Below are 2,301 nucleotides of genomic sequence, written 5' to 3'. Positions count from 1 at the left end.
GTAGAGTAGGGATGAAGCGCCTTACCTCGTCTCCGAGGCAGGTCTCTTCATCCCCCGCTCCGAACCGGACGTGCAAGTTTCCAAGCATCCGGCTCTCCATGCGTGGCTTCGGCCACGGGTGACCCTCGCAGCGTGGCGAAGGCGTTGGTCGACTCCCAGAAGGTGGCATCCCCTTTTCGGAAGTGCTCATCCGGGTCGTTCCATCCGTTCGGTATGCGAAGGCCCCGGTCCGGGTATCGCGGGCGTTTGGTGTCGGCGAACCGGGCGAGTTTCTTCCCGCCCACTCGCCAACTGCCGCCTTTCCCGGCTCCCGACTCGGCGTATATACGGCGCAGTGTCCTTCCAGACGCCTTGCCGTGTTTCTTCCCGAGCCAGTACTTTATGCGCCGGTACAGCCACCAATCGTGCTTGCTGAACTCCCTCCATGCCCGTGTGGCATAGCGGTAGTAGTTGCGCCAGCCGATGATGACCGGGTTGAGGTCGTCGATGAGTTCAGCAAGGGTCTGGCCTGTTGGCCTTTCCCTCACCTTGACCTTGATCTTGTCGCGTAGGAACTGCGACTTGCCCTTCGGAATGAAGAGCAGGCCGACACGCCGGTCAGATGACGGCATCCTGACCTGCGCGACCCGATAACCGAGAAAGTCGAAGCCTTCCTGGACATCGGTGATCTTGGTCTTTTCCATCGACAACTCCATGCGCAATTCCTCTTTCAGGAACTGCGCCAGCGCCAGACGCTCTTCTTCGGCATTTTGTTGCGTTCCCTGCACGAGAACGACGAAGTCGTCCGCGTATCGCACGATGTAGAAGCCCGGCCGACCACGTTGATAGTCGGATTGCAGACGCTGTTGCGCCCGCTCGCGGGTCTTGTCGCGCGGGTTGGGAACCCAGCGCCGGTATCTCTCGTCTATGGCCGTCAGATAGACGTTGGCCAAAAGCGGCGAGACGATTCCCCCTTGCGGGGTGCCGGTCACCGGGTGCCGAAGGCTGCCTTCGATCATGATGTCGGCCTTCAGGAAGGCGAGCACGAGCCGCAGGACCTTGCGGTCCCGGACGCGGCGTCGCACGCGCTCCATCAGCACGTGATGATCGATGGCATCGAAGCACCCCTTGATATCCCCCTCGATCACATACCGGGTCCGCGAGGAACCGGCCGATGTCGGGTTCAACTTGTGACGCACCCTGGCGAGCGCGTCATGGGTGCTCCGGCCGGGTCTGAAGCCATACGAGGTCGGATAGAAGTCCGCCTCGAAGATCGGCTCCAGCACCAGCTTGAGCGCCATCTGGACCAGTCGGTCTTTGAGCGTGGGTATACCCAAGGGTCGGAACTTTCCCGGTTTACCCGGCTTTGGTATCAGCCTCTGCCGGACAGGTTCAGGCCGGTAAGTTCCCTGTCGCAGGTCTCGCCGGATGTCCTCTAGAAAGCCTGCGACCCCATCGGGTCGCCCTTCGACCGCCTTGCGCGTCACGCCGTCCGTGCCGGGCGTGTTGCTGCCCCTGTTACGAGCCAGCCGTTGCCAGGCATGAAGCAGCGTTCCGCGATCGCATACGATATTGAACAGATCCGCAAACGTCTTGTCGGGGTTCGCGGCACTCCACCGATACAGCTTGCGCTGCATGTCGAGAATAAACCCGGTATTCACCGTGTCGGACATGGTGTCCCTCTCCTGCTTGCAAAATGTATCCACTGCCCGCCTTCGCCATGCGGACGGCTTTCCCGTCCTCGGACTACTACGCAGGCTCCGCCCCCGCTTCGCGCGTTCGCCGGTCGCTTCGGCCAGCCGATCCCGTGAGGGTCGGCAACGCGGGCAGGTTCCCAAGTTCCACCAGCTGCTCCTCGTCCGCTGTAGGAGCCGACTCTACCCCGTGTGGAATCCGGCTTCCGGGCCTTGCAGGCTTTTCCGGACGCTGATGGCGGGTTTCCCCGACATCCCTGACGCGCACCCATCAATCGCGCGTCGGCACTCCACAAGTCTTTCGACTGCCTCACCCACTTCCGAGTCGGTGAGGAACCTCCTGACGGGGCTTCGGCCATCGGTTCGGTTTCCCTCTCCATGGCGGACTTGCTGGCCGGGCCGTTCTCGGGATCGGAAGTTCCCTCACGCCCGGCTTTAACGGGTTCTGCTGATTTACGGCTCTCCGGAAGCACCCGGTCGGCCTCACCCGTTCGCTTCGCGCCCCACGCTGCACCGTGTGGCGGGGAGGGTTTTTCGCCCTCCGGAGATGTTGGTGGCTAGTCTTCCAACTCGGCTTTTCTCCTTTCTGGTCAAAGAGTTAGAGGGCTGTGCTTGGCGCACTGACGGG

General features: G+C 62.1%; 1 protein-coding gene. It reads right to left on the bottom strand.

Annotated elements, in window-relative coordinates; translation table 11 throughout:
• Positions 1-47: 47 nt before the first annotated feature.
• Positions 48-1,652: a group II intron reverse transcriptase/maturase gene (gene ltrA, locus NKJ94_RS37220; protein ID WP_352532739.1), complete on the bottom strand. Its 1,605-nt coding sequence runs from the start codon at positions 1,650-1,652 to the stop codon at positions 48-50.
• Positions 1,653-2,301 lie beyond the last annotated feature (649 nt).

The organism is Mesorhizobium sp. M0060 (assembly GCF_040323155.1).
Lineage (GTDB): Bacteria > Pseudomonadota > Alphaproteobacteria > Rhizobiales > Rhizobiaceae > Mesorhizobium.
This window is presented reverse-complemented; position numbering and strand designations above follow the sequence as displayed.